Source organism: Rothia sp. HMSC08A08 (assembly GCF_001808385.1).
GTDB lineage: Bacteria > Actinomycetota > Actinomycetes > Actinomycetales > Micrococcaceae > Rothia > Rothia dentocariosa.
The window spans coordinates 27,456-50,019 of sequence record NZ_KV793061.1 but is presented as its reverse complement, the minus strand read 5'-3'; the positions used below and the strand labels follow the sequence as shown (position 1 = coordinate 50,019).

General features: G+C 59.9%; 25 protein-coding genes. 4 read left to right on the top strand and 21 right to left on the bottom strand.

Features of this window, described 5'->3' with window-relative positions; all coding sequences use genetic code 11:
- Positions 1–2 precede the first annotated feature (2 nt).
- Together HMPREF3164_RS03275 and HMPREF3164_RS11310 are read left to right on the top strand one after the other, a co-directional pair.
- Positions 3–947: an FtsX-like permease family protein gene (locus HMPREF3164_RS03275; protein ID WP_246822585.1), complete on the top strand. Its 945-nt coding sequence runs from the start codon at positions 3–5 to the stop codon at positions 945–947.
- Entirely contained in the window at positions 944–1,432 is a 489-nt protein-coding gene (locus tag HMPREF3164_RS11310; protein WP_246822584.1) for a hypothetical protein, read from the top strand. Before HMPREF3164_RS03275 ends, HMPREF3164_RS11310 begins: the two co-directional genes overlap by 4 nt.
- 66 nt (positions 1,433–1,498) lie before the next feature.
- Here HMPREF3164_RS11310 and HMPREF3164_RS03270 read toward each other — a convergent pair whose 3' ends face one another.
- Positions 1,499–1,918, bottom strand: a complete 420-nt coding sequence (locus HMPREF3164_RS03270) for a type II toxin-antitoxin system VapC family toxin (protein WP_070448832.1) — start codon at positions 1,916–1,918, stop codon at positions 1,499–1,501.
- A 3-nt stretch (positions 1,919–1,921) separates the two neighbouring features.
- Positions 1,922–2,227: a type II toxin-antitoxin system Phd/YefM family antitoxin gene (locus HMPREF3164_RS03265; protein ID WP_037231293.1), complete on the bottom strand. Its 306-nt coding sequence runs from the start codon at positions 2,225–2,227 to the stop codon at positions 1,922–1,924.
- Between the two features lie 144 nt (positions 2,228–2,371).
- Here HMPREF3164_RS03265 and HMPREF3164_RS03260 point away from each other — a divergent pair, with 144 nt between their 5' ends.
- Positions 2,372–3,130 (top strand): HAD family hydrolase, encoded by a 759-nt coding sequence (locus HMPREF3164_RS03260; protein WP_070448831.1) that lies wholly within the window; start codon positions 2,372–2,374, stop codon positions 3,128–3,130.
- Position 3,131: 1 nt separating this feature from the next.
- The gene (locus HMPREF3164_RS03255) at positions 3,132–3,971 is read left to right on the top strand and encodes a DUF1109 domain-containing protein (RefSeq protein WP_070448830.1); all 840 of its coding nucleotides are present in this window, start codon (positions 3,132–3,134) and stop codon (positions 3,969–3,971) included.
- 397 nt (positions 3,972–4,368) lie between these two features.
- On the opposite strand, the gene HMPREF3164_RS03250 is transcribed toward HMPREF3164_RS03255, so the two are convergent.
- From HMPREF3164_RS03250 to HMPREF3164_RS03160, 19 genes are all read right to left on the bottom strand, one after another.
- On the bottom strand, positions 4,369–5,076 hold the full coding sequence (locus HMPREF3164_RS03250; protein WP_013397874.1) for a methionine ABC transporter permease: 708 nt from the start codon (positions 5,074–5,076) through the stop codon (positions 4,369–4,371).
- On the bottom strand, positions 5,076–6,200 hold the full coding sequence (locus HMPREF3164_RS03245) for a methionine ABC transporter ATP-binding protein (protein ID WP_070448829.1): 1,125 nt from the start codon (positions 6,198–6,200) through the stop codon (positions 5,076–5,078). Before HMPREF3164_RS03245 ends, HMPREF3164_RS03250 begins: the two co-directional genes overlap by 1 nt.
- A 189-nt stretch (positions 6,201–6,389) precedes the next feature.
- The gene (locus HMPREF3164_RS03240; protein ID WP_070448828.1) at positions 6,390–7,253 is read right to left on the bottom strand and encodes a MetQ/NlpA family ABC transporter substrate-binding protein; all 864 of its coding nucleotides are present in this window, start codon (positions 7,251–7,253) and stop codon (positions 6,390–6,392) included.
- A 303-nt stretch (positions 7,254–7,556) separates the two neighbouring features.
- The gene (locus tag HMPREF3164_RS03235; protein WP_141744098.1) at positions 7,557–8,348 is read right to left on the bottom strand and encodes a 4'-phosphopantetheinyl transferase family protein; all 792 of its coding nucleotides are present in this window, start codon (positions 8,346–8,348) and stop codon (positions 7,557–7,559) included.
- A 45-nt stretch (positions 8,349–8,393) separates the two neighbouring features.
- A complete protein-coding gene (locus HMPREF3164_RS03230; RefSeq protein WP_070448827.1) occupies positions 8,394–9,203 on the bottom strand; it encodes an enoyl-CoA hydratase/isomerase family protein in 810 nt (269 codons plus the stop codon).
- Positions 9,196–9,645 carry a MaoC/PaaZ C-terminal domain-containing protein gene (locus tag HMPREF3164_RS03225; protein WP_070448826.1) on the bottom strand — a complete coding sequence of 150 codons (450 nt, stop codon included), beginning with the start codon at positions 9,643–9,645 and terminating at the stop codon, positions 9,196–9,198. Before HMPREF3164_RS03225 ends, HMPREF3164_RS03230 begins: the two co-directional genes overlap by 8 nt.
- Positions 9,642–10,307 carry a biotin/lipoyl-containing protein gene (locus HMPREF3164_RS03220; protein WP_070448825.1) on the bottom strand — a complete coding sequence of 222 codons (666 nt, stop codon included), beginning with the start codon at positions 10,305–10,307 and terminating at the stop codon, positions 9,642–9,644. The genes HMPREF3164_RS03225 and HMPREF3164_RS03220 overlap by 4 nt, the downstream gene beginning before the upstream one ends.
- A complete protein-coding gene (locus tag HMPREF3164_RS03215; protein WP_083297330.1) occupies positions 10,304–11,398 on the bottom strand; it encodes an alpha-ketoacid dehydrogenase subunit beta in 1,095 nt (364 codons plus the stop codon). Before HMPREF3164_RS03215 ends, HMPREF3164_RS03220 begins: the two co-directional genes overlap by 4 nt.
- Positions 11,395–12,441: a thiamine pyrophosphate-dependent enzyme gene (locus tag HMPREF3164_RS03210; RefSeq protein WP_070448824.1), complete on the bottom strand. Its 1,047-nt coding sequence runs from the start codon at positions 12,439–12,441 to the stop codon at positions 11,395–11,397. The genes HMPREF3164_RS03215 and HMPREF3164_RS03210 overlap by 4 nt, the downstream gene beginning before the upstream one ends.
- Positions 12,442–12,564: 123 nt before the next feature.
- Positions 12,565–13,518: a 3-oxoacyl-ACP synthase III family protein gene (locus HMPREF3164_RS03205; protein WP_070448822.1), complete on the bottom strand. Its 954-nt coding sequence runs from the start codon at positions 13,516–13,518 to the stop codon at positions 12,565–12,567.
- 18 nt (positions 13,519–13,536) lie between these two features.
- Complete coding sequence (locus tag HMPREF3164_RS03200; protein WP_070448821.1) at positions 13,537–14,718, bottom strand: AfsA-related hotdog domain-containing protein; 1,182 nt, start codon at positions 14,716–14,718, stop codon at positions 13,537–13,539.
- Positions 14,715–15,956, bottom strand: a complete 1,242-nt coding sequence (locus HMPREF3164_RS03195) for a beta-ketoacyl-[acyl-carrier-protein] synthase family protein (RefSeq protein WP_070448819.1) — start codon at positions 15,954–15,956, stop codon at positions 14,715–14,717. The genes HMPREF3164_RS03200 and HMPREF3164_RS03195 overlap by 4 nt, the downstream gene beginning before the upstream one ends.
- The gene (locus HMPREF3164_RS03190; protein ID WP_004005620.1) at positions 15,953–16,210 is read right to left on the bottom strand and encodes an acyl carrier protein; all 258 of its coding nucleotides are present in this window, start codon (positions 16,208–16,210) and stop codon (positions 15,953–15,955) included. Before HMPREF3164_RS03190 ends, HMPREF3164_RS03195 begins: the two co-directional genes overlap by 4 nt.
- 114 nt (positions 16,211–16,324) lie before the next feature.
- Complete coding sequence (locus HMPREF3164_RS03185) at positions 16,325–17,089, bottom strand: SDR family oxidoreductase (RefSeq protein ID WP_048754943.1); 765 nt, start codon at positions 17,087–17,089, stop codon at positions 16,325–16,327.
- A 124-nt stretch (positions 17,090–17,213) separates the two neighbouring features.
- Positions 17,214–17,714, bottom strand: coding sequence for an ester cyclase (locus HMPREF3164_RS03180; RefSeq protein ID WP_070448817.1), 501 nt, complete (start codon positions 17,712–17,714; stop codon positions 17,214–17,216).
- Positions 17,715–17,753: 39 nt separating this feature from the next.
- Positions 17,754–18,407, bottom strand: coding sequence for an HAD family hydrolase (locus HMPREF3164_RS03175; RefSeq protein ID WP_246822583.1), 654 nt, complete (start codon positions 18,405–18,407; stop codon positions 17,754–17,756).
- Positions 18,408–18,422: 15 nt separating this feature from the next.
- The gene (locus tag HMPREF3164_RS03170; RefSeq protein WP_070448812.1) at positions 18,423–19,397 is read right to left on the bottom strand and encodes an AfsA-related hotdog domain-containing protein; all 975 of its coding nucleotides are present in this window, start codon (positions 19,395–19,397) and stop codon (positions 18,423–18,425) included.
- A gap of 542 nt (positions 19,398–19,939) precedes the next feature.
- On the bottom strand, positions 19,940–21,349 hold the full coding sequence (locus HMPREF3164_RS03165) for an MFS transporter (RefSeq protein WP_070448809.1): 1,410 nt from the start codon (positions 21,347–21,349) through the stop codon (positions 19,940–19,942).
- A gap of 637 nt (positions 21,350–21,986) precedes the next feature.
- Positions 21,987–22,454, bottom strand: a complete 468-nt coding sequence (locus tag HMPREF3164_RS03160; RefSeq protein ID WP_070448807.1) for a lysozyme — start codon at positions 22,452–22,454, stop codon at positions 21,987–21,989.
- Positions 22,455–22,564 lie beyond the last annotated feature (110 nt).

The window sequence follows — 22,564 nt, the reverse complement described above, 5'->3', positions numbered from 1 at the left end:
GAATGCAGACCTTCAAACTTCTCGCGCGCCGCACCCTGCCCACATCCCAGGCGATCCTTCCGGTGCTCGCGTTTGCCGCATCTGCGGCGCTCTTTCTGCTGATCGCCGGAGGTATTCACGCCTTCTACCTGTGGCTGGGCGGGGACGCCAGCACGGCCACCTCGGTCGAGTCGGGACCCGGCACCAAAAACACGGCGCACACGATGCAGCCGCTATACCTGATGCTCGCCTGGATTAGCGGGTTCCTGCTTCTCACCCCGCTCTTCACGCTCGGCGCATCCGCGGCACGGCTCAGCGCACGCCGCCGCGACGACCGCCTGACAACCCTGCGGCTGCTGGGTGCCTCCACCCGGCGGCTTACCCTCTACACCATGCTCGATTCCGTGATCTACGCTGCGGTTGGGTTCGTGCTCGGGTTTATCGTGTACCTGATTCTGGTGCTGCCCTTCGGGATGCTGCGCTTCCAGAACATCCCGCTGGGCCCCGAAAATATGCTGCTGCCCCTGCCCATCGTACTGGTCTGCGGGTTTGTGAGCCTGATCATCGCCGCAACCAGTTCGCTCTTTGGGCTCTCGAAGGTGGCCATCAGCCCGCTGGGGGTACGCACCCGGTCGGATAAGCCGTCTCTCGGTAAACGCGCCCTCATTCTGGGCTGTGTACTTCTGGTGATGGGCTTTGTCGGGGCGATTGCTTCCCAGGTCATTATGAATCTCGCCGCCGATTCGATGGACTCGAACGGGTTCGTGCTGGTACTGGTAATCACCATCATGTTTGGGCTGCCGATCCTGCTCACGATGCTCGCCGTAGACCTGATCGGCGGGTTCGTGGTGGGCTGTACGCCCGCATTCGGGTTCGCACCGCCCGCACCCCCGCAACCCTGCTGGCATATCGCTCCATTTTGGAATCGCCGCGCGCCGCCTGGCGGCAGGTCTCCGGGGTTGCCATGACCACGTTTATTGCCGCTTTCGTGGGGCCGATTCTGGGCATGGTCAATTCCGCGCCGGGTGTGGAAGAAGGCTCGGCGGAGTCCTATCTTATTGGGGATATATTGCAGGGTCTGGTGCTGGTGCTGTTCCTCTCCTACCTGCTGGTGGCGCTTTCGGCGCTGCTAAACCAGTCCGCCGCTATCTATGAGCGCAGTTCATTGTATTCTTCTCTGCGGATGATGGGTACCGAAGCTGCGGTTTTGAAGCGTTCGAGGCGCATCGTAGTGTTTGGCCCACTGCTGCTGGTGAGCTGTATGTCTGCGGTGGTGGCACTGCCGCTATTCGTGCTGCTGCTTGGTTCGGCGCTCACCGAGACGGGGCTGCTGTACACCGCAGCACTGGTATTCGGCTCGATCGCGATGGGGCTGGGGCTGGTATTCGCAGCGTTGGCGGCAACCGGGCCCGTCATGGAACAGGTCAGCCGCAAACCGGTCTCGGCAGTGTAGCGTTTTCTTTTCCCGCGAGCAGGTAGGATTTTCCTACCTGCTCGCGGCATACACTAAGCGTTAAGACTAAAACTCGAACGGGTTGAGAATATCGAGGTCCATGCCCTGAAAATCTGCAACGTTACGAGTCACCAACATCAGGTGGTGTTCTCGGGCAGTGGCACCGATCAGCGCATCGTATTCTGATTTCTTATGCGGCACGTGGAGTTCAGCGCAGGTGAGAGCAACCTCTAAAGAAACCGGCAGGATGCGCCCCGCAAACTCCGGCGCAAGCTCATGAGAAAACCATTGCTGCAGAATCTGAGCCTGAGCCGCATCTTTACGGGCATGCCGCAGGATTCCTGCGCGAATCTCCATCATGCTAATCACACTGATATACACGTCGTTCACGTCTACGTGTTCCACCCAACGGCGCACCAAAGGATGCATTCTGCCCGAGCGGTATTTACGCAGTTCGGAGATCACATTTGTATCGGCAAGGTACACGGATTAGTTCTCCTCGCTGCCGAAAAAGTCGCCGTCTTCTGCGAAGTCTACCTCACGGTGAGGATTTGGGATGCTCGGTTCGCGGTCAATATCAAAATCAATCTCGCCCGCCTCTGCCGACATGGTAGAAAGCGCATCCGCCAAGGAACGCCGAGGTTGCGGTTGGGCCAGTCGTTGATAGTCTTCAATACTCAAAATAACGTTGGTCGGTGTGCCGCGTTTGGTAATAAAGACGGGTTCTTCCGCGGCAAGGCGCAGAGCGGCACTGGCATTCTGATTAAATTCGCGTGCTGATACTGTAGTCGTCATAGTTTTCTCCCCAAAATCCAATTGTAGTAATGTTACTATATTTCAGAATACCGCGAGCAGGTAGGATTTTGCCGAAAAGATAGGATTTTCCTACCTGCTCGCGGAATAGGAGTAATAGGAGAGCGGGTGTGAGAAGATGGAGACATGTTTGAACACACCGTGCCCGCATCCTGGTTCCCCCGCTGCGCAATCTTCGACTGCGACGGGGTTCTTCTCGATTCCGAGACCGCCTGGAACCGCGTGCAGCGCGAACTCTTCAACCGCTGGAACATCCCCTTCAGCGACGACCTCGAAGAGCAGTTAACCGGGCTTTCTGCGCATCAGGTTGCAGAAACGCTCGCCCGTCTCTCATATACCGGCGACCCTAACAACACCCAGGAATACGCCCAGCATCAGCACAATACGCTCACTGAACTTGCGCGCATCGAAGCAGATATTATCAACGCCGGTGTGGACCTCGTACCCGGTGCCCAAGAATTCCTCAGCTACCTGGGCGAGCATATGCCCGTGGCCGTCGCATCCAACTCCACGGCAGGCATTCTCGACACCAAAATGCACACCTACGGGTACGCCCCGCTCGTGCGCACCTGGGTCAGCTGCGACGACGTTCCCCACGGCAAACCCGCACCCGATATCTACCGGGAGGCGGCACGTCGCCTAGGCTTCGCCGGGCCGGATGCGCTCACGATCGAAGACTCACCGGCGGGCGCGCAGGCGGCACGAGACGCCGGAACTAAGGTTCTTATTTACGTGCCCCACGGTGACTTTGCGGGGGCACCGCGCGGGTTTGGGCACTTCGACACGTTTACCGACCCGCAGCTTTGGCGCACGGCGCGCGACTGGGTGGCACGGCTGGAGGATTCGGCGGTGAAAGCATCCACAACCCTGATGATGGAGAGCTAAAATGACACCTCAGAACTCGGGTAAAGATGCCCGCAACGAGCAGAATTTTGGCGACCAACCCGAGAACTCGCTGGGGCAGGGCTCGGAACGAAATCGGGCTGAACAGGCTCACCCGAATCAGCATGAACAAACCCCACGCGGGCAGTATCAGAGTGGGCAGGGGCGCTACGGTCTGCGCTTTGAAAACATGAGCGCCGAAGAGCTCGAATACTACCGCCCGTTCTGGGAAGAAAAACCTGACCCGGATGCGGTTCCCCCCGAACTCATCGACCACCTGAAGGTGCGGGCGCGCCGCCGCCTGGTGAACGCCCTCAGCCTGATTGCCGTGGCGGTCGGGGTAACCCTCACGCTCTCGGGCATGCTCTCAGGTGCCCTGTACCTTTCACTCCCCGGTGCTCTCGCCTTCGGAGCAGGCATCTTCGGCTGGGTCGCGGTGCGCCGTCGCCTCTTCGCCTGGCTGCGCCTGCCCGGGGAGAGCGCGCTCAAACGCGGCGAACGAAGCCGCTGGTGGATACTGCCGCATGTGCTTGCGGCGGCGGGAACCGCATCCATTCTGGGGTGTTTCTCGGTGGTGCCGATTATTTACGCGCATGTGGACGATACGCTTAGGCGCAATCACATCGTCATGTGGGGCGAGATCGGCACGACCCTGCTGATTTTCGCGGCGCTCATATACGGCATGATGGCGCTCGGCGAATACACGCAGCAGGACGACGACGAACGGGTGCTGCGCCCCACCGACTACGCCCAGCAGAAGGGCACATCCGGCGATACACCGCAGATTCCGCGGTACCGTCCGGGGATGCTCAACCCGCGTCATAAAGACGATTCCTCGTCGTAGCGGATACCAAGCAGCCGCACGAGGCAAGCCGGGCTCCCGCAGCGCTGCCTCAACCAGTGGGTGTCCTTTTACCGCGATATGGGCAAAGTGAGTGCCCGCATCACCACCATGCTCCAACTCAAACATTGCGCGTTCGCTGACGCTCACGACGCAAAACTCGCAACTCGCATGGGATGATGCGGGCTGCGCCAACAACATTCCACGGGCCGACAGTTCCCCGTTACCTCTGTGGCATTTTCGAGAAAAACCCGCTCACCCGGCACACGCGAGAAACACAAATAGGAACCAGGCTCGGGCTGCACTATTCATTCACAAGCCCAAACATAACTCAAGGGGTTTCCCACGAAGAGCGATTGCTTCATGGGAAACCCCTTGAGTGTGCCTAATCCGGCGAATCCTACCGGCGCAGAGCCTTCTTCGCCAGCATATTGCCGATGAGCTGCACCAGCTGCACCAGCACGATAATGACCGCAACCACAGCCCAGGTGATCTGATCCTGGAACCTCTGGTAGCCGTCAACGATAGCGACCTTACCCAGGCCGCCGCCGCCCACGTACCCGGCCATGGCCGACATATCGACCACGCCGATCACGATGAAGGTGTAGCCCAGGATCAGCGGTCCGAGCGATTCGGGGATCATCACGGTGAAGAGAATCCGCAGCTTGGAAGCACCCATCGCGCGGGCAGCCTCAATCACGCCAGGGTCGATCGAGACCATGTTCTGCTCCACAATGCGCGCAATAGCGAAGGATGCGCCGAAGGTCATTGCGAAGATCGCCGCGTTTATGCCTAGACGGGTCTGTACTACCGCGCTGGTGAGCGGTCCTAAAGCCGCGATCAGAATAATGAACGGGATAGGCCGCACGATATTCACCAGAACGTTCAGCACCGTGTAAGCAAACCGGTTCTGGAAGATATTTCCGGTGCGCGTGGTGTACAGCAAGGCACCCATGATCAGACCGAGAAGACCGGCAATCACCATCGTTACAGAGACCATGTACAGGGTATCGAAGATGGCGGGAACCAGCTTATCGGGAATGAAGGTATCCCAATTCACCGACCGGGTTGATGCCGCTAACGGCAGAGTAGTCACAAGTGCAGACATTAGCGCACCTCCTGTACGCGGGTTACGGTCTTCAGCTCGGCAACCGCGGCATCAATACTCGTCACATCGCCAAGAAGTTCGAGGGTGAGGGTTCCGTAGGCTTTCCCCTGCAAGGTCTCAATGCCGCCGTGCACAATATTGAAGCGCACGTTCCGCGAGCCCAGGTACGCCAGGATTTTGCCGAGTTCCTGGTTGCCTTCCACGATCTCGACGTTCACCAGGTAGCCCTTGTGGTTCTTGCGCAGCGCGGCAGCCGCATCGCCGGTGGGGCTCTGCTTGACGGTGGTCGCCACGAATCGTTGCGCAACCTCGGTCTGCGGATTCGAGAAAACCTCGTACACGCTTCCGGTTTCGACCACGCAGCCTTCTTCCATGACCGCCACACGATCGGCGATCGAGGAAACAACATCCATTTCGTGGGTAATCACGATGACCGTAATCCCAAGCTCACGATTGACCTCTTTGAGCAGCTCAAGCACTTCATGCGTGGTTTCCGGGTCAAGGGCACTGGTTGCCTCATCCGCCAACAGCAGGGAAGGCTTCGTAGCGAGCGCACGGGCAATACCCACACGCTGTTTCTGCCCGCCGGAAAGCTGGCTCGGATAGTATTTCGCGCGGTCTGCCAAGCCCACGAATTCGAGCATCTCCTGCACGCGTTTGGTGCGTTCTCCTTTGCTCCACCCGGCGACCTTGAGCGGGAACTCCACGTTTTGGGCTACGGTGCGCGAGTTCATGAGGTTGAACTGCTGGAAGATCATGCCGATATTGGTACGGACTTTTTGCAGCTCAAGGTCACGTTTACCGGAAATCTCGAAGCCGTCCACGGTCAGGGTGCCGCTGGTGGTGCTCTCCAACCCGTTGATCAGGCGCACCAGGGTAGATTTACCTGCGCCCGAGTAGCCGATAATCGCGAAGATCTCGCCCTTCTTAACGGTGAGGGAAACGTTTTTGACGGCGGCGACTTCTTTCTTGCCCTTGCCGAAAATTTTGGAGACGTTATCGATCGTGACCATGGGCTCGGCGCCGGTATCCGCTGCGCCGGGGCTAATGAGGGTATTGGTGCCCTTCGGTGTGGTGGCGCCGGGCTCTGGGTTCTTCGCCCACGGGGCTGCCTGTTCGCTCACTGTACGCTCTCTTTGCTCTCGTGTGTTTTAGGGCTGGGGCGGAATACGCCGGATGTGCTCGTGCTCGGCGGCGCGCATCCGCATGTATTCACCCCAGGAACGGCAAAGGCGGTAAGCCGGTTTTCGCCTGGTTCTCAGGGAAATTCCGGGTTACCGCATTTACCGTGTGCACTCATGCACGTGTCTGTTTTACTTGCGAAGCGCCGATTCTTCTTTCTGCAGCGCCTGCTTCAGTTCGTCCTGGGAGAGGTTCACCTCAACCGCAGTGTTCTTGGAGTCTTCCTTCACGGCATCCTGCACGGGCTGGGTGTGGAAGATTTCGACGACCTTCTTGTAGGTTTCGTCGTCTACCTTATCCTTCTGCGTCACGAACAGGTTCACGTAGCGGCGGGCGTCGGGGTTGTTGGGGTCATCCTGCGCGAGGGCGTCCGAGGGATTCAGTCCCGCATCCGCCAAGAAGGTGTTATTGATGACGGAGGCGTCCACGGAGTCCAAGGAGACCACGGTCTGCGATGCATCCACGGGGGTAACCTTGACCTTGGACTTCTCGGTGTCAATATCGTCGTGGGTGGGGCTGTGTACGTCAGACTTGAGGGTTACCAGGTTCTGAGCCTTCAGCAGCAGAATGGCGCGTGCCTCGTTCACGGGGTCGTTCGGGACGGCAATGGTACCGTCCTGGGGAATTTCGTCTACCTTCTTGTGCTTCTGTGAGAAGAGCGCCATAGGGTAAATATTGGTTGAACCGACGATCTGCAGGTCTTTACCCGAGTTCACGTTGTAGCTCGCCAGGTATGCGATGTGCTGGAAGCGGTTCAGGTCGGTATCGCCCGATTCCACGGAGGGGTTGGGCTGGTTGTAGTCGGTAAATTCCTGGTATTCGATGTCGATACCCTGCTTGGCGGCTTCTTCCTTGAGCACGTCGTTAGCTTTCTCGGTGCCGACCACGCCGATGGTGACCTTCTTGTTGTTACCGTTACCGTTCGAGGAGGAACCGCAGGCGGCGAGGCTGAAGACGAGAGGTACAACTGCCAGTGCAGCAACAAATTTTTTCACGGCTATGAAACTTTCTGTTGTTTGGGTTTACGATGCGCCACCACGTGCACGGTCTAACTCCTGTGCGGGTGGTTCCCGGGTTTCCGGGGGTGTTTACCCATTAGAGCATGCCCCCGGCTGTGGGTGGTAGTTATTTGACCCCACCGTGACACACTCCGTCACCCTCGTCATATTTCTTAACATTTCGGAACATGCAGGGTGTGCGCCAGGACTCGGGCGGGTTCTCAGGCTCCCCTTCCGGCCCGGCGAGCAGGTGGTTTTTGGTACGAGCAGGTAGGAAAATCCTACCTTGTCGGCAAAATCCTACCTGCTCGCGGGTAGGTTTGATGCCGACAGGGATGCGGCAGTCGCCACAAACTCGCCCCCGATAGCCCAGCCGCCGGGCAGAACCGGAGCATCCGGCATAGTCGGGATGCTCGCCGTGAAGGTGCCGCGCGCATCCTCTCCCCCGCGACCCGCCCCAGATTCGACGTCGCAGGCTACGGAAATATCGCTCACGTCAAAACCGCGAAAACCCAGGGGGTACCAGGTTTTGAGCGCCGCCTCTTTTGCAGAAAAAAGCACCTTCGAGTGGGCCCCAAAGGCAAACCGCTTTTCTTCGTCGCGCACAATAAGCTCGTGCACGGCGGCAGAGAGCGGTATCGCGGGTTCAACATCGATCCCGATGCCCGCATAGCGGTGTGCCGAGCCAACCGCCGCCGCACGATACCCGGCGCAGTGGGTCATGCTCCCCACAACCCCGGCAGGCCAGGCGGGCGAGCCATCGGCGCGCGGCACGAACACGGGCGCGGTCGGCGGTTCGGTGAGCTCAGGCTCCCGCAGGTACAGCCGCTTGAGCGCTAGCCGGGCGCAGGAACGCGCCGTAGTCGCCTCGCGCACGCGCTTGGGCACGGCACTGGCGAAATACTCCCGTTCAGCATCACGAAGGTGCCCGAAATCGCCGGTGGTCTCTGCCACGCATATATCCGGCGGAAGCAGGCTTCGCATCAGCGATTCACCCGCGTTCTCGACGGTGCTCATATGCTCAAGCCCCCGCGAATTTTCGGTGCCGCCCGTGTTGTCGGTGCCCTTCATATCGTCAAACGCTGCATTCACGCGGTTCACCGTACCATTACCGCCGCATCCGCTAAGGTATTGTGTCTAATCAAAGGACGGAATTTCGCCCCGCTGCATGGCGTGCACCGCATTGCGGAAATCCTCGGTGAGCACACCGCGGGCGAAGAATTCATGCTCGGCGTGCATATGTTCCTCAAGCTCCACAACATAGCGCGCGGCCAGCATAGACTTAGCGGCGCGCACCGTATGAGAGGCCGAACCGGCAATCTGCTCCGCGAGCTGTTCGGCGCATACGTTCAACTCACCCGGCTCCGACACCCGATGCACCAGCGAAAGCTCCTGCGCACGCGCGGCACGCAGAACAGGCTGGGTATATAACAGCTCGGTAGCGGCGCTGAACCCGGCGTAACGCGGTAAGAACCAGCTCATCCCGCCGTCCGTGGATGCCCCAATCATGCCGTAGGCAATATTGAGTTTGGTGCGCGGTTCGGCAACACGCAGATCGCATGCGAGCGCCAGGGACATGCCCGCGCCCGCCGCCTGCCCGTTGATGGCGGCGATAAAGGGGATGGGCGCGGCAACAATCCCTAGAATAATGTCTTCGAGCAGGCGCGCGAGCTCGCGGCTGTACGCTAAGGATTCTTCTTTTTCGCGCGACATGCCTTCGGCGAAGTCGTCGTAGCTGCCGCCTAGGCTGAAGTCCTGCCCGGCTCCGGTGAGCACGGCAGCTTTGAGTGTGCCGTCCTCGTGTAGCCGGTTGAGCACCTCGCGCAGCTCGGTCGCCAGGTGGCGGCTGAGGGTGTTGCGGTTTTCGGGCTGATTCAGGGTCACATACGCGATGCTGCCGCGGCGTTCGAGGAGTACGGCGGGGTTATCTGCGGTGTTGTTAGTCATGAAGTACCATCCGAACTGTGGCTGTTGTGGCGGGTTTGCTCTGGCCTTTAACATGCACGGAAACACGAATTTCGGCGAGAGTGGCATCCCCAAAATCTTCAGCGCTCACGATTGATGCGCTGCCGCATACCTGCGAGTCCACCGGCACGGCGCTGCGGAACCTGGCGGCACTCACCCCGGCGTTCACGAGCATGGAGGTGCCCTCTGCGGGGAGCAGCTGCCCGGCGAAGGTGATGGCGAGACTCAGCAGATACGCCCCGTGCACGATGGTGCCGCCGAAGGGGGTGTGCGCCGCGCGGTACGGGTCTGTGTGAATCCACTGGGTGTCGCCGGTGAGCTCGCCAAAGCGGTTTATGTTCTGCTGACTGATGCGCATCCAGGGGGTTTCGCCCAGGGGTTCGCCGATGCGCGCGCTCAGATCGGCGGTGCGTTCCGCGGTCATGATGCGCCTCCGGCGGCGTGATCGGCGGCGGTTTGTACGTCTTCGGGGGTGATAGCGCCGCCTGCGCCGGTTCCGGTGACGGTTTTCAGATCGATTCCGAGGGAGCGGGCGAGCCTGCGCACGGCGGGCGAAACTTTGGCACCCGAACGAGCCTTGCCGCCTTGAGTTTTGGCGGATTTTGGCGGCAGCGCGGTACCGGTGCCGCCGGGTTTGATGGGCATTTTGCCCCTGCCCACCAGGTGTTTGCTCTCTCCCGCGCCGGGTTTGGCGGGGAGCTTAGCTGCGACGGAACCGGCTGAATCCTTCGCGGGGGCGTCTGCACCAGCCGTGGGCGCCTGGGCCTGCGGGGTGGGGGTGCGCAGCTCGATGAGGGGCGCATCCACATCGACAACCTGACCGACCGGTTCGAGCAGACGCACCACGACACCTTCAACCGGTGAGGGGATTTCGACCGTGGATTTGGCGGTTTCAACCACCACGAGCACCTGATCCAGCTCAACCTGCTGCCCTTCGCTGATGAGCCACTCGATAATCTCGCCCGAGCGAAGCCCCTCCCCCAAATCCGGCAGGTAAAAGGTGAAGGGGTAGCCGGAAGCGTCGGAACCCTCGGGCGGTAAGGGTTCGGGGCTTGGGGCGGATGAAGCGTGCGGTGTATCAGTCATGCCTGTTTCTCCTCGTCATTCTCAGCGTAGAGGGTTGCGATAGCGCCCAGAATCTTCTCTTCATTCGGCAAATACAGGTGTTCCAGCCCGGGCGGCGGATAGGGCACGTCCAGCCCGGTCACGCGCTCTACGGGGCGTTCTAAGTAGTCGAAACAGCGTGAGGTAATGCGCGCCACCACCTCGGCACCAAATCCGCCGGTCTGCGGGGCCTCGTGCACCATGACGGCGCGGCCGGTGCGCATCACGCTTTCGCATACGGTGTGTTCGTCGAACGGGGTGAGGGTGCGCAAATCGATCACTTCAACGCTGTACCCGTATTCGGCGGCGGTTTCGGCGGCGGCAAGCGCCATCGGTACCGTCGGCCCGTAGCTGATGAGGGTTACGTCCTCGCCGGGGCGGCAAATTCGTGCCTGCCCAATCGGCAGAGGGTTCGCCGAGGTATCAAGGTCACCCTCTTCCCAGTACAGACGCTTGGGTTCGTAGAAAATCACCGGGTCGTCGCTGCGAATCGCCTGGCGCAGCATATGGTAGGCATCCGAAGGGTTGGAGGGGGTGTACACGTGCAGCCCGGGAGTATGCGCAGCGTACCCCTCCGAGCTGTCGCTGTGATGCTCCACGGCACCCACCCCACCGCCGTAGGGCATGCGCACCACCACGGGCATGGAGAGGTCGCCGCGCGTGCGGTTGCGCATTTTCGCCAGGTTGCTCACCATCTGTTCAAAGGCGGGGTACCCGAAGGCGTCAAACTGCATTTCGATCACGGGGCGGAACCCGTACATTGCCATGCCGATCGCGGCCCCCATAATTCCCGCCTCAGAGATGGGGGTGTCGAAGCAGCGTTCCTCACCGAACCGTTCGGTCAGCCCGTCGGTCACACGGAAAACACCGCCGAGGGTGCCTACGTCCACGCCGAACATCACCACGCGGTCGTTATGCTGCATTTCGTGGCCCAAGGCCAGGTTGAGGGCGCCCACCATTGAGGTTCGCTGCACCGCATCCGAGCGGGATTGGGCCGATTCCGGCGCCTGAGGTGCGGTGTCGGATGCGGTCTTCGCGCCGCGTACCTGAGTATCTGCTGCCTGCTGGCTCATGCGTTTTCTCCATTCTGCGCGGCGTGCTGTTGTGCGTACTCTTCGGCGACGGCGCTCAGAGTTGCTGGCGGGTTCGCATACACATGGGCGAAAAGATCCTGCGGGTCGGGCATCTGCAGCTGCATCATGCTGGTGCGGGCCTCTGAGGCGATCTTTTCTGCGGCCAGAATTGCGTTTTCGATATGGGTCTTCGCGTTCGGCAGGCGCTGGTACATCTGATGCTGAATGCGGGTGAGCGGGTCACGCCCGCGCCACTGCTCAACTTCTTCACGGCTGCGGTACCGATCGGGGTTGTCGGAGGTCGTATGCGGCCCCATGCGGTAGGTCATCGCCTCAATCAGGGTGGGACCGCCACCGGCACGGGCACGCTCCACGGCTTCGTGCAGCCGGGGATACACCTGCTCAAAATCATTGCCGTCAACCCGGTAGGCGGGCATGCCGTACCCTTCACCCTTCGCGGCGATACTTGCCGCGCGCATCTGCCGGGATACGGGGGTTGAGATAGCGTACCCGTTATTCTGCACGAGGAAGACGACGGGTGCCTCGAAGACGGCGGCGAGGTTAAGCGCCTCATGAAAGTCGCCTTCGCTTGTGGAACCGTCGCCGCACATCGCGAGAGCTACCGTGGAATCACCGGCAAACTTTGCCGCCATCGCCAGCCCGACCGCGTGGGCGGTATGCGTGGCGAGCGGGGTTGCCTCCGGGGCGGTATGCGTTTTCGTGGGGACGTACCCGCAGTGCGAGGATCCGTGGAAGGGCGAGAGAACTTCGGCAAGGTCGATACCCCGGCTCATGACGGCGACCGAATCGCGGTAGGTGGGGAAAAGCCAGTCGGAGGGTTCTAAGGCGAGGGCGGCGGCAACCTGGCACGCCTCCTGCCCCAGGGATGAGGGGTACGCCCCCATATATCCCTGTTTGGCGAGGTTGCTCGCCTGCTGATTGAAGTGCCTGCCCGCGAGCATGGCGGCGTGGGCGGTGATGAGCAGGTCATCGCTCACGCCGTTCTGCACCTGCTGCGGCGGGGATTGTAGTGTGTTGGGCATGTTAACGCCTATCTGTCGGTCCCCTCATAAAGCTCTTTTTATGAGGGTGTGGGTGGCATAAGAGTGAAATACGGTGGCGGATTCTGGCTGCACGCAACCGGGATGCGCCCTGACCGCCAACGCCTAGGCGGTGGTTTTGAACCCGATCACGCCCGCGCCCCAGGTGAATCCCGCCCCAAAGGCGGTCAGCGCCAGCAAGTCTCCCGGTTTCACGTGCCCCTCCTGCTGCCCGACGGCTAGGGTAATCGGGATGGAGGCGGCAGAGGTGTTCCCGTACCGGTCGATATATGAGAGCACTTTGGAGGAATCCCAGCGCAGCCGCCGTGCGACCGCCGCCATAATCCTTCCGTTGGCCTGGTGGCAGACCAGCTGGTCGATCCTCTCCGGGTCGATACCGCACGAGTCGAGTACGTAGGTGATTTCCTCGGACATCGCATCCACCGCCGCCATATAGACCTCGGCGCCGTCCATCACCACCTGCTGCGTGGAGTCAGAAATATACAGCGCCTGCGCCTGGCTGCCGTCGGAACCGAACGAACACATATAGGGGTATTCGTCCTCGCTCACCTCGGGGGCCGCCTGCACGATAGCGGCACCGGCACCGTCGGCGAAGAGTACCGCCGTGCCCGCATCCTCAGGGTTGGTCAGGCGTGACATCGCATCGGCACCAATGACGAGCGCCCGGTCGATACTGCCCTGCTCGATTTTTGAGGCGGCGTAGTCGAGGGCGTACAGGAACCCAGAACATGCGGCGTTCAAATCGACCGCGCCCACCTGCGGGGCGCCTAAACCTGCGGCGATGACGGGCGCGAGTCCCGGCGAAACCTGGTCAGCGGTTGTGGTTGCGGCAAGCACAAAGTCGATTTCTTCGGCGCTTATACCGGCATCCGCAAGTGCCTTCTCGCTCGCTTCAAGCGCCAGCTCGGCGAGGGTCTGCTCCTGGCGCAGGTGGTGGCGCTGACGCACTCCGGTGCGACTGGCAATCCATTCGTCGTCCACGCCGAGCGCAGCGAATTCGCTGTTTGGAATGGGGTCATTGGGCACGGCGGCGCCAACGCCCGAAATTGTCACACTCATGGTGCCTTTCTTGAATTTCTACATAAAGGTGAATCGGCTGCGTGCCTTAACGGCGCCGCCCTGATTCACGGTGATCTCTGTCTGATAGGTATCGCGGTGTTTCTCGCACCACAGCAGGTTGAGGGTTGGAATCTCGGTGAGCTCCACGAACTCGAAAAACTCGTGGGTTTCTTCCGCCACACGCAGGTTCGCGGGGTCTGCCCCAGTACGATGCGCGAGCGCCGCCACCGCGAACTGCCGGGCTGCGCTTGCCATCATGAGCCCCGGATAGTGGTCCAGCGGGCGGTCGAAATGCCGTGGCGGTGCTGTGGGCACGATGCGGCATTGGGCTAGTGCGGGGGTTCCCGGTGGGTTCTGAGGGGGCCGTTCCGAGGTTTTCTCGCACGGCTCTTCCGCCTGTTCCTGAGCGGTTTCGGTACCGTGAGCTGTATTGTCATGGCGCACGTCTCCGATCAAAACCTGGGATGCGTCGCTCACCCCGCACAGGTGCGCGGGGGCAGCCTGCACGTACCCGTACGGCGTTCCCCACACACGCACCGCCTTCGAGGGTTCGGCGGATGCACCACCGGCGACAGTCGCAGCCTGGATTTCTGCGGTGTTCCCGAATTCACCGCGCAGTTCCTCGAAGGTATCGGCGGTGAGGAAAAGCGCCGCGCCGTCGCTTTCGGCCAGGCAGGTATCGCCCGCCCAGAGGGTGATCGCCCCGCTGATCGCATAGCACGGCTGCCCGCGCCTGCGGCGGATGGTGCTCACGGGAACATGCAGGCTCAGCTCGATCGGCTCTTTTGCGCCGGTTGTGTCGGAGCCGCGAACGTCGCCGCCCAGAACATGCGGGGTGAAGGTGAGCCCGGCACCGCGAAGCACGAAATGGTCGGCGGATTTCACGCCGAGCGCCTCACGCCCGAGCGCCTCGATCCCCTGGCGGTGCAGGTCTTGCAGGTATTCCACATCGGTCACGCTCAGTTTGACCGGCCCGCTCACATCGGGGGCGATGCGCGTATCGTACCGCAGGAACACGCGGTATTCCCCGTCGTTCGCCGGGGCTTCGGCGGCGGGTTTTTCCGCTTGCGTGAGGTCCGCATCGGGTGCCGTGCCGGGGGCAGGGTGGTAGGCGCATCCGAGAAACGCCGCGTATCGCGGGTCTGCGGATGCACGTCCCGCCGCCAGCGGCGCATCCTCGGGAGGCTGCCGGGTACTCATGCGCGTATCGCCAGGGTCACGTTGTGCCCGCCGAAGCCCAGGGAGTTTGAGAGCCCCAGCCTTTTAGGCGTACCGTCGGCCGCGCTGAACGTGCCGGGTGCTAAATCCTGTGGTTCGCCGCTGATGCGCACCCGCCCCAGCCGCTTATCCAGGTTTTTCAGCCCCAGGGTGGGCGGTGCCTGCCCGTGCCGAAGCGCCTGAAGCGTGGCGATGGTCTCGACGGCGCCCGCAGCGCCGAAGAGGTGCCCGATCGCCGATTTCGTGGAGGAAACCGGGATGTCCTCAAGAGCCGTGCCGAACACCTGCCGCAGCACGTTCACTTCGGTCGTATCGTTCAGCTCGGTTCCGGTGCCGTGGGCGTTCACATACGACACCTGCTCGGGGGTTGCCCCCGCGGTTTCAAGCGCACGGTTGAGGGCATAGGCCGCATACTTGCCGTCCGGGTTCGGTGCCGTAATGTGGTGAGCGTCTGAGGAGAGCCCGTACCCTGCGATTTCGCCCAGTACCTCGGCGCCCCGGGCGCGGGCGTTCTCGGCTGATTCGAGCACGAGAATACCGGCGCCCTCCCCCAGGTTGAAGCCGTTGCGCTCCTCATCGAAGGGGGTCGAGTTCCCGTCGGGCGAGATCGCCCCGGCGGCGTTGAAGATAGCGCGGGTGAACCGGGTGGTTCCCGCCTCTGCGCCGCCTACGACGGCTGCATCCGCCTCGCCCAGCAGAATACTGCGCACACCGGCGATAATCGCCTGCGCCCCCGAGGAGCACGCCGTGACGATTGCGGTTGTTTCGCCGTGCAGCCCGTGGCGCATGGAAATATGCGCGGGCGCGGCGTTCGCCATCATCATGGGCACGGTCAGCGGCGAGACTTCTTCGGCGCCCTCGGTGTGCATCACCAAATGCTGCGTTTCTAGGGTGTCCAGCCCGCCGATAGCGGTGCCGATATAGCAGGTGATGCGCCGCGCATCGCACGGCAGCCCGCCGCCCCAGCCCGCCTGCGCGATAGCCTCATCGGCCGCCGCCACGGCAAGCTGGGTGTATCGGTCCATGCGGCGCATCTCGCGGCGACTGAGCGGGTTCTTCACGTCAAAGTCGAGGCATCGCCCAACTTTGCCGCCCAGCCCGTTCTCGTTTTCGTCGTTCAGCCCGCTCAGGCCCGCCACGGCACGCTCATGCAGCGTCTCGGCGCCAACACCCAGCGGGGTGACGGCACCGATTCCCGTGATGACTACTCTCGTACTCACTTCTCCTGTGCCTTTTCACGAATAATATCTACGGCATCCTGCAGGGTGGCGGCGTTTTCAAAATCCTTGGGCTTGACGGGAATCATCAGCTGCTTCTTGACCGCCTGGGTGAGCTCAACAACGTCTAGGGAGTCGAGCCCCATCGAATCGATTTTGGCGTCGAGCTTGACGGTGCTGGCGGGCACGCCCATGTCGATCACCTGCTGGGTCACGAACTCTTCCAGGGATGCGGTGTTAACGGGGGTCTCAGTCATGGTTCTCTCCTCATGGATTATCTGGTGTTTTCTGTGGTTGGTTATCTTGTGTTCACGGCGGGTACCCGTGAACTCATCCGGCAAACGGCGGGGTTACTCGGGGCGAGCGCGAACCTAGTTCAGCGAAAACGCCTGAGCGCTCAGCCCGCCATCTACTGCAATGCTCTGCCCGGTAATGTAGTCGGCGCGGTCGCTGGCGAGGAACGCCACGCACTCGGCAATATCGCGTGCCTGCGCGGGTCGAGCCATCGGCACGGCGCGCTGCACCGACTGGGTGAAGGTTTCAACCTCTTCGGTCATGGAGGTTTCAACGAGTCCGGGGCATACCGCGTTCACGGTCACCCCGCGTCGCGCCACCTCGATAGCCATCGCGCGGGTTATTCCCAAAATTCCGCTTTTCGCGGCGGAATAGCTGCCGGTTCCGGCGATTGTCCTCCCGGCGAGAATCGAGGAAATATTAATGATTCGCCCAAAACGTGCGCGAATCATCGGCCCCAACGCCCGCCGAGAGGTACGAAAAACCGAGCTTAAGTTTGTCGAAATCGCCGCATCCCATTCGTCGTCGCTGAGCCCCGCAACCAGCCCGTCGGAACGAATTCCGGCGTTATTGACTAGCACGGTGACCTGCCCTAACGAGTCTTCGAGTGCATCAAAGGCGTCATCAACTGAGGTGGTGCTGGTGACGTCAATTTTGATGGGCATCGCTGACACACCGCACTCGCGGATGCGCCCGGCAACCTCTTCGGCGCGTTCGATTCCGGTGGCGTAGCCGACGGCTATATTCCATCCGTCCTGCGCCAGTCTGAGCGCGATTTGTGCGCCAATATCTCCTGACGCTCCGGTGACGAGGGCGCATCCTGGGCGCTTCTGGTGTGTCATCTGACTCCTTAGGTTTGGTTCTTATGCTGCGGCGGGTTCACGGCGTATCGCGTGCCGTGGTAGTTCGCCGCGCGGTGCTCAATAGCGTTACGTGGGATGCGTGAATGTGTTTTTCGCCCGTGTTTTAGGCGAAGGCGGCCTGCCCGGCGTCTGCGGGGGTGGGGTGCTCGGAGTTGAGAACACCGATCTGACGCAGCAGGCCGAGCTCATCGCGCCCGCCCCAGTGCTCGATTGCCTTGCCGTCTTCAACGCGGAATAGGTGCAGGTGGTGAATCTCGAAGGGCTTGCCGGTGGCGGGAATACCCATGAACTCGCCGGTATGAACGCCGCTGAACTTGATCACCATGGTGTAGTGCTGACCGTCCGCGCTTGCCACGATCTTCTGGGGCTTCCACGAGGCATCGGAGAACGCCTGGTTCATGTATTTCGCGGTTGCCAGGTACCCTTCGGGGCCGCCGCCAACGCCTTCGCTCGCCTCATGATCGACGAAGTCGGGGTGAATGTACTTGCGGGCGGTTTCGATATCCATGTTCGTGAAAATCTCAGCCACGCCGAGGGCGACGGTGCGCAGGTCTTCGGGCATCTGCGCCATCATGTCTTCGATAATATTTCCCCACTTGCCCATGGGTTTTCCTTTCGTTGGGTGACCTTCCGGTCACGGGGTTTAAACTGTTTCCTCTGCCGGTGAGAGCAGGGGGTGCAGCTGTTTCACGCACTCTTCGGTTGTGGTGAATTCGATGGCATCCCACCCGGCTGCACGGGCGCCTTCGCAGTTACGCGCAAGGTCGTCAATGAGGATGCACTGCGCCGGGTTCACCCCGGCAAGTTCTGCGGCGTAGTCGTAGATACCGCGCTGCGGTTTGCGGTATCCAACCTCGAAGGACAGCACAATATCGTCGAAAAGACCGGGTTCGTTGAGCATGGCGCGCCAGTGGTTATCCCAGGTGGGCACCATATTTGAGATCAGCCCTACCTTCACACCGTGCGCCTTGATCTCGTGCAGGTACGCCACCCAGGATGCGTTGGGCTCGCGGTCGCGGAACCAGTCGTCGGCGAGGGTGTCGAGCTGAAATGCCCCGCCGACCTGCTCGGAAATTTCGCTCAGCCACTCTTTTTCGCTCATCAGGGGCGTATCGACGAGTTCCAACGGGTCGGTGAGGTTGTGGTTGCGGGCGACCGCCTCAAATCCCGCGCGCAGCTGGGACTCGGTGAGCCCGTATTTCTGGCAGAAGACGCGCATCGTGTGGCTAACCGGCGGGGTGAGTACTCCGCCGAAATCCGTCCACACATATTTCGTGGTGTTGTATTCGGGCGACATAAAGGTCCTTGTCATCTAGCTTTTGAGCGCGAAATCCGCGATCTGCCGGTTATCTTGTTCAACCACGAATTCCCCGGGTGCCGTTGCACGGATCTGCACGGGTGAATCGAGTTCTGCGAATGCCAGGAAGTTCCCGCGTATTGAGGAAATTTCGGGGGCCTGCTCGCTATCCGGGCGGGTTGCCAGGTAGAGCTGCCGTGCCGCCTCGGTCAAAATTTGCATGGTGATATGGTCGTAGGCATGGTCGAAAAGCGCCTTATTCGCCACGTTCGGGGTCACCTGCGCCGTCAGGGTTTCGGTGGTGTTCAGCTGCGAGATCACCACGTTGAGGGGGTTGCGCCTGCCCACACGCTCGGGGGCGATGGGATCCTGCACGTCTGTGAAGGTCAGCTCGTGCAGGTTCGCGGTCGTGGGCGGCGGGGTGCCGCGGTATTCGCTGCGCAGCGCCTGCAATTGGTTTTTGGTGAGAATGCGCCCGCCGCTGAAGTGCTCGGCGATCATCCGGTTGCCCATGATGAGCTGCTGGTAGCACCGACCGGAGCGCGGGGCGCCGCGCCGAATGGAGGTCCAGTCGAAGTAGTTACGAATCAGCAGGTTGGTGTCTTCGGGGTTTAGCGCGGCGATTTCATGCGGATAAATCGTGAGCCCAAACTCATTGGAAATCAGGGTGTTTCCGGCGTCTACACCGACTTCGTGGGCGCTGGCAATCGTCGCCTGCCGCGCAATTTCGAGCAGCAGGAGCGCATCGGGGGTTCCTTTGGCATCGTTGTAGATGCTGTCGTGGAAGAAGCTGTGCGATGAGGGCAGCTGCGCCGCCACGAGCACATGCTGCGCGGTTTGCTGGCGAATATCTGTGAGGAAAACTTCGGAAACCGCCGCACGGTGTACCTTATGGCGATCGACGGTACGGTCATAGTGCAGATCTTCTATATCCGGGTCTATCGTGATAGTTTCGTCGAGCTCTGGTGCCGACTCGTATATGAGGGTCATATGCCCTCCTCCTTTGGCTGTGGTTGGTGTATGTTGCACGTGGTTATGGGGTCCCGCGGGGCTTACTGCGTGCGGGTAAGTAAGCTCCTTGGGTGTGCGTTATCGGTGTTGTTATGCCCTGCCGCTGGATACGGGCAATATGGTGAAGATTCTCAATATCAAAAAGACATAAGTATGGTCACTCTGGTGTGAAGGTGTGATGATCCCTTGATATTCCTGCGGATTCACGATGGATGCGGGTTGCGAAAGACCGAAAGCGCAGCGGCTTGTCTATCCCGGCGTATACCTGGGAGTACGCCGCTGCCCGTGAGGTTGGGTCAGCGAGGATCTGAATGTCGGAAGGCTTCGAGTGCTCAGGCAGCGCACCGTATCGTGCGTTATCTGGCGTCTGTTATGAATTCTGCTGATTTCGTCGGTGTTCATAGCGTTCATTCCTTTTTCATCCCTACCGTGTGGGTAGGAGATACCATCGGAACGTTTCGGAAGTTTGAGTTAGGTTCTGATGGTTGTCTGTGGTTGGTTGAAAAATATGTGCAGCTGGCCTAGGGCAACTTAGCTGCGGGTTCTGGCGCGACCGCTCGTTCAACGGCGGGTGCGCCAGTTTTGGGAAGCACGGTGAAGACGGTAACAGCACCCAAAAGCCCGACTGCCGCACCTACCCAGCACGCAGCGGCTACGCCTCGGGGCGATTGTGCCGTTGCGGTGGCGATTCCGATACTTCCCATCAGCGCGATACCCAGGGCGCCGCCGAGCTGCATAGCAACATCGGCAACCGCCGAGCCCGCGCCGGTTTGTTTCTTGGGGGTCGATTCCATGATCGAGTTCACGGAGGCCGGGGCGCCAAAACCCACACCCAGACCGAACGTGAAGAGCGCTACCACAACCTGCCCGCTCTTGGGCGAGGGGCTGATAGCCAGAAGCACCATGCCGAGGGCGACCATGAGAGGGCCGGTAGCTGAGACGGGACCCAGCCCAAACTTTTCGACGAGTTTGGGCGAGATCGGTGCCACGAGAACCGCCGAACACATGGCGAGCATATGCAGACCGGATGTAAAAGGGTCAAGCCCTAGAACGAACTGCAAATGCTGAGTCATGATGAACAGCCCGCCGAAGACCCCAAAAAATACCGAAGAGATCGTCAGCAGCGGCCCGCCGAACCGGCGGTTACGGAAGACCTCATGGCTGAGCATGGGCGATGCGCTGCGGCGCTCCCACACGATGAAGATGAGGCTCAGCACCACACCCGCAATCAGCAGGGTCAGCGTCATGCTTGAGGTCCAGCCTGCTTCCGGGGCGGCGATAATGCCGTACACCAGCAGGGCGGGCCCGAAAATCGAGAGGATCAGCCCGAAGAAGTCCAGGCGGGAAGAGTGTTTTTTTGAGGATTCCGGGGCGAGCATCAGGCATGCTAAGAATGCCACGGCAATAATAGGCACGTTGATCAGGAAAATGGATCCCCACGAAAAACTTTTGAGCAGCAATCCGCCCACAATGGGACCGAGCGGAATACCCAGCGAGGACATTCCCACCCAAATTCCGAGAGCTTTAGCACGTTCATGGTCTGGAAAAATATCACGAATAAGTGCTAGGGTCGAAGGCATAATAAATGCTGATCCGAGACCCATAATTACTCGTGAAAAAATAAGTACTTCTGCATTAATAGAGAAAGCCGCAAGTATTGAACCAAGCAGCAAAATAAACATACCGGCTAGAAAACTTAGTTTATGTCCGATTCTGTCGGCAAGACCGCCAAAGAAAAGTAGTGGTGCGGCAAATGCAAGTGAATAGGCTGCAACAACCCATTGCAATTGTTCGCCCGTTGCCTGTAGTCCAGTCTCCATAGACGGTATAGCGACCGCGACAATGAGCGAGTCCAGCCCGGTCACAACCAGCGCTAGGCACATAAACCCGAGGATAGCCCAGCGCTTGGGGTGGGGTGTGGTCACACTCATTTTTTAGTCCTTGAAGTGGTTGGAAGACATAGATATATGTAACAGTGATGTTTCAAGTATACAGTTCAAGTTTGGTCTGTCAATTGTTTATTTTCTCTATTTACGCATCAATTATTCACATATATTTATTGCCGCCCGAGAAATAAATTTAGTGTCGCTGTAAATTATTAAAAGAATTGAGAGAATGAAGGTTTAGTTTTTATATTTTCCTTGTAAATACTTTCATCAAAATTCCCCGGCAATTATCGCATAAACCTATCACGTTGTGTTGAGCGTATAGCATAATCCCGTCCCGGTCATCACGGTCCGATCGCTGTCTGCAGCGAAGGCGAGCACACGATGAGAGCCCATTGTGTGGGATGCGTTACGCCCCAAAATTTTCGGTGTGTCCGTCTGCTATGCACCACGAAGCGAGGGAGAAACAGACCGAAGTCTGTTCCTCCCTCGCTAGAATCTATGGACCCATAGTGAGTGTTTCTGGAACCTCGTAGTCTCATAGAGCGTATCTGTCAGACCAGCTCACGCACCCCCAGTCACTGAGTAGCTATTCAGAGCCTTCACCGATTCGGAAGCTTTAGAGCTTCTCCCCCAAGAACCCGTCATGGTAACCAACCCTGACGTCGCGCCGCACTGATTCTTATCCTTGGGGAAGCGAAGAAACATACATAGCCCGCTCCTGCTCCCTGCGCTTATACAGCCCCGGGATGAAATTTCCGCCAGCGTGCGAATATTGCAGCAGAGCATCTGCGGCAGCCTGATAATTTCCCTGGTTCGTGAGTTCGAGAACGTCACTCGACTTAAAGGTACCCGCGCCCAGGTTGAAGGTGAATGACACGAGCGCATCGTATTGGCCCTGAGTAATTTCACGAGTAACAGCAGAATTCACAACGGCTTCGGTAGGCTTCAAATCTGCGCGAAGGATCTCCTCCCCTTCTTCTTCGGTGATATGCTGCCCCTCATGGATGGGGTATTGCTCAATACTGGGCGCACGGGTCGAATGCCCGTAACCAATCGTGAGAACACCCGCCACGTCATAGTAGGCATCGCTCCTGAACCCTTCCTTCTCTTTCACGAAGGCGATTCCTTCAGGTGATATCTGATGCATTGGTATCAACTCCTCTGAAGAATAATTACGATTTCATTAAGAGGTTCCGGTCCCCACCGTAACTAAGGATTCAGAGTCATACAAGAGGTATGACAGACAGTCTTCTGCCT